Annotated in this window: 4 protein-coding genes; 2 read left to right on the top strand and 2 right to left on the bottom strand. The window is 62.6% G+C overall.

The features are described from left to right. Positions 1 to 456: exodeoxyribonuclease VII large subunit (locus Q0M35_RS17950; protein WP_295317621.1), on the top strand; the 456-nt coding region annotated here is incomplete at its 5' end. 3 nt (positions 457 to 459) lie between these two features. On the opposite strand, the gene Q0M35_RS17945 is transcribed toward Q0M35_RS17950, so the two are convergent. Together Q0M35_RS17945 and Q0M35_RS17940 are read right to left on the bottom strand one after the other, a co-directional pair. Further along, positions 460 to 867 carry a hypothetical protein gene (locus Q0M35_RS17945; protein WP_295317620.1) on the bottom strand — a complete coding sequence of 136 codons (408 nt, stop codon included), beginning with the start codon at positions 865 to 867 and terminating at the stop codon, positions 460 to 462. A 9-nt stretch (positions 868 to 876) separates the two neighbouring features. Then, a complete protein-coding gene (locus tag Q0M35_RS17940) occupies positions 877 to 1,947 on the bottom strand; it encodes an alkane 1-monooxygenase (RefSeq protein ID WP_295317619.1) in 1,071 nt (356 codons plus the stop codon). 219 nt (positions 1,948 to 2,166) lie between these two features. Here Q0M35_RS17940 and Q0M35_RS17935 point away from each other — a divergent pair. Further along, positions 2,167 to 3,808: NAD(P)H-dependent oxidoreductase subunit E (locus Q0M35_RS17935; protein WP_295317622.1), on the top strand; the 1,642-nt coding region annotated here is incomplete at its 3' end.

The following is a 3,808-nucleotide window of genomic DNA, read 5'->3' as shown; positions in this document are numbered from 1 at the left end:
GACCGCAAACGCCTTGCTGACCGTGCTGTCCGGCTGGCGCCTGCTTTGATGCGTACCGTTTCGGTGAAAAAAGACCGGTTCGCGACGCAGCTCCGGCGTTTTCGGCCTGACGCTTTTGCCCGCGAGAACAGCCGTAAAGAGCGTCAGCTCAGGGATCTGGCCACGCGGCTCTCTGACGCCGGGCAGCGGCAGATCGCAGCCTGGCGGCGCAAAATCGACAGCGCAGAACGTTTGCGCCGCACCCTGGGTTACGAGGCTACACTTGAGCGCGGCTTTGCCGTTGTGCGCAGCGAAGGATCCGTGGTGACACAGAGCAAAGTCGCTGAAAAAGCGCAGCGGCTGGAGATCCAGTTTGCCGACGGGCGCGTGACACTCGACAAGGGAACATCGGGCGGAGGTGCACCACGTAAGGCCGCGCGCAAATCAAAAGCGCCCGGGCAGGGATCGCTTTTCTGAGGCTCAGACGCCGAGATTGGGCGCGAGGCAGATCATCTCTTCGTCCAGATCCGAGGCTTCATAAAGCTCGGTCAGTCCTGGCACGTTTTTGAAATCTGCCGTCAGGCCGTCACCGTCCTTGCGGAACGTCCAGCACTGCGGATCGGGATTGTCTTCATAGACAAAACAGATCTGGCCGGACTGTTCATACCACTCGCCCTCTTTGCATTCGCCGTCCAGAAACGTCCATTGCACACGGCGGTCTGCAAAATACCGCTCAGCCCCGTATGCAGCACCATCCTGACCGTAAAACAAAGTTTTGCCCCGGGTGTAGGCATCAAAGGCCTCGCCATCCAGAACCCCTTCGGCCAGAGCAGGTGCAGCAAGCGAAAAGGCCAGACCGGCGATCGCATTCTTAATAACTAAATTCATGATCGCATCTCATATCTTTAAGGTTTCAGTCGAAGCGGGCAGACGGGTACCTGTTGCCGGGGTGTGCGGCATCTCACCGGTCAGCCGGCGTACTCTGGGGTCCATCACGCGCCGCCAGAGCGGCGGCACAAGGGCCAGCGCGCCCATGACCGGCACGGACCGTGGCAGGACCGGCGCACGATCCCCGTCGAGGCGCAGCTGATCAAACGGCCGGCCGGGGTGCATATGATGATCCGAATGCAGCGGGGCGTTCAGCATCAGAGCGGCTGACCAGGGCTGCGGCGCGTTCCAGCTGTGCCGCGGCCCCATCGGTTCGGTGCGGCCACCCGCCACCAGGCGGCGGCGCAGGCCATAATGTTGCAGGTAGTCGGACAGCAGGAGTTGCAGTTGCGCGTAGGCGCTCATCGAAATCAGTGCCACGATGCCGGCGGCACCGGCCAGCAGCCAGGCGAGGACCAGCGCAAGTGCAGCACCGCCCAGCCAGACCGCATAGGGGTGCAGCTGACCCGGGCGCCGCCGCGCGTTTTCCGCGCGCCAGCCGGCGACAAATTCCGTCACTGATGCCCTGGCCGCAAACCGCCAGAAGCTTTGCCCGAGCGGCGCTGAGTTAGGATCTTTGTCTGTTCCGGCATGCACATGATGCACCAGCAGATGCGCCGAAACATGCTGTCCGTTGAGCAGGGACACATAGATTGCAGCGCCAAGGCGTCGCGCCGCACGACCCTGCCGGTGGATGAGCTCATGCGCACAGGCATTCGACACCTGGCCGAAAAAGAGCCCGGCACCCATCAGCAGTAACGCTGTTTCGGCACCGCTCAGATGGCCTGGCCGGCCGACGGCGAGCAGAACGGCAGGAAGTGCCGTGAAATGCAGGGCAACGATCAGCAACGGCAGCCCTGTGGCCAGACCGGCACCCGCGCGCGCGGCAACGCCTGCGCGGTCGCACAAAAAGACCACCAGCGTCATCGTGATAAGTCCCGCCGCAGCCCATATGCCACCCAGGACGGCACCCGCCAGCAGGCAGGCCCCGGGTAAAAGGCTGGCCAGCACGAAAGCTGCGGAGGGCGCGAGGCGTGTCATATTAACCCTTTGTTTACCTCTTCCGGGCGGCACCTCCAAGCGTGCTGCGCTGTCGCGGTTAATGGCGGAAGTTTCGGATCGGACACAGGATTGTCGTTTCTGACCCCCCGGGCGCCTTCGATTGCGGTTATTCAGGTCATCGCGGGGCTGCTGCTCTGTGATCAGACCGCGAAATACGACACGGGCCGCGCAGGCCGCGAAAAGAGCCGGAGAAACGTGATGGCACTGGATAATTCTGACAAATCCGACCGCAGGGGCGTGTGGAAATCCGGTGCCGGCAAGGGTCGCCGCCACACCAAAGGCCGGCAGTTGCAGGACGACGCCTGGAATGAGGTCCGCGCGCTGCTGGGCGACCGGCCCCGCCGGCGCGATCTGCTGCTTGAGTTTCTGCACCTGATCCAGGATGCACACGGCCATTTGTCGGCGTCTCACCTGCGCGCGCTGGCAGAAGAGATGCGCCTGTCGATGGCCGAAATTTATGAGGTCGCCACGTTTTATGCTCATTTTGATGTCGTCAAAGAGGGCGAGGCGCCGCCGCCTGCACTGACCATCCGGGTCTGCGATTCGCTGTCGTGCGAACTTGCGGGCGCGCAGGCGCTCAAAGCGGCTCTCGAGGACGGGCTGGACCCGGCAGAGGTCCGGGTGCTGCGCGCGCCCTGCATGGGCCGCTGCGATACTGCACCGGTACTGGAACTGGGACACGCTCATATCGATCACGCAACGCCTGAAAAGGTAAAGGCGGCGATTGCTGCGGGCCACACTCATGCGCTGATCCCTGATTATCAGGTCTACGCTGACTATGCGGCCGACGGAGGTTATGACACCCTGCGCGACCTGCGTGCCGGCGGCGATCCCGTCGCGGTGAAGGAAAAGGTCCTGTCTTCAGGACTGCGGGGTCTTGGTGGTGCGGGGTTCCCGTCGGGGCGTAAATGGGATTTTGTACGCGCCGAACCCGGGCCGCGCTATCTTGCGGTGAATGGCGACGAGGGCGAACCCGGCACTTTCAAGGATCGCTATTATCTGGAGCGCACGCCGCATCTTTTCCTGGAGGGGATGCTGATCGCGGCCTGGAGCATCGAAGCAGAACAGACCTTCATCTATATGCGCGACGAATACCCGGCGGTGCTGGAAATCCTGCGGCGCGAGATTCGTGCGCTGGAAGAGGCAGGCATCGTCGCCCCCGGCTATATCGACCTGCGGCGCGGGGCCGGCGCCTATATCTGCGGAGAGGAATCGGCGATGATCGAGTCGATCGAGGGCAAACGCGGCCTGCCGCGCCACCGCCCGCCGTTTGTGGCGCAGGTTGGTATTTTTGGCCGGCCGACGCTGGTCAACAACGTTGAAACGCTTCACTGGGTGGCGCGGATTTGCCGTGAAGGACCTGAAATACTGTCCGCGGTGGAAAAAAACGGGCGAAAGGGCCTGCGCAGCTACTCTGTCTCCGGCCGCGTGGCGCGGCCCGGCATCTGTCTGCTGCCCGCCGGGTCAACGATTACGGACATCATTGAGGCAGCAGGCGGCATGCAGGAGGGCCACATATTCCGCGCCTATCAGCCGGGTGGTCCCTCCTCAGGGATTCTGCCCGCAAGTATCAGTGATGTGCCACTTGATTTTGATACGCTGCAGCCGCTTGGGTCGTTTATCGGATCAGCCGCTGTTGTTGTCCTGTCCGATCAGGACAGCGCCCGTGATGCCGCACTGAATATGCTTCGGTTCTTTGAGGATGAAAGCTGTGGCCAATGCACGCCCTGCCGGGTGGGCTGCGAAAAGGCGGTCAAGCTGATGCAGGCGGAGCACTGGGATCAGGTATTGCTGGAAGAACTCAGCACCGCGATGGTCGATGCCTCGATCTGCGGTCTGG

This window comes from Roseobacter sp. (assembly GCF_024639605.1).
Taxonomy (GTDB): Bacteria; Pseudomonadota; Alphaproteobacteria; order Rhodobacterales; family Rhodobacteraceae; genus Roseobacter.
This window is presented reverse-complemented; position numbering and strand designations above follow the sequence as displayed.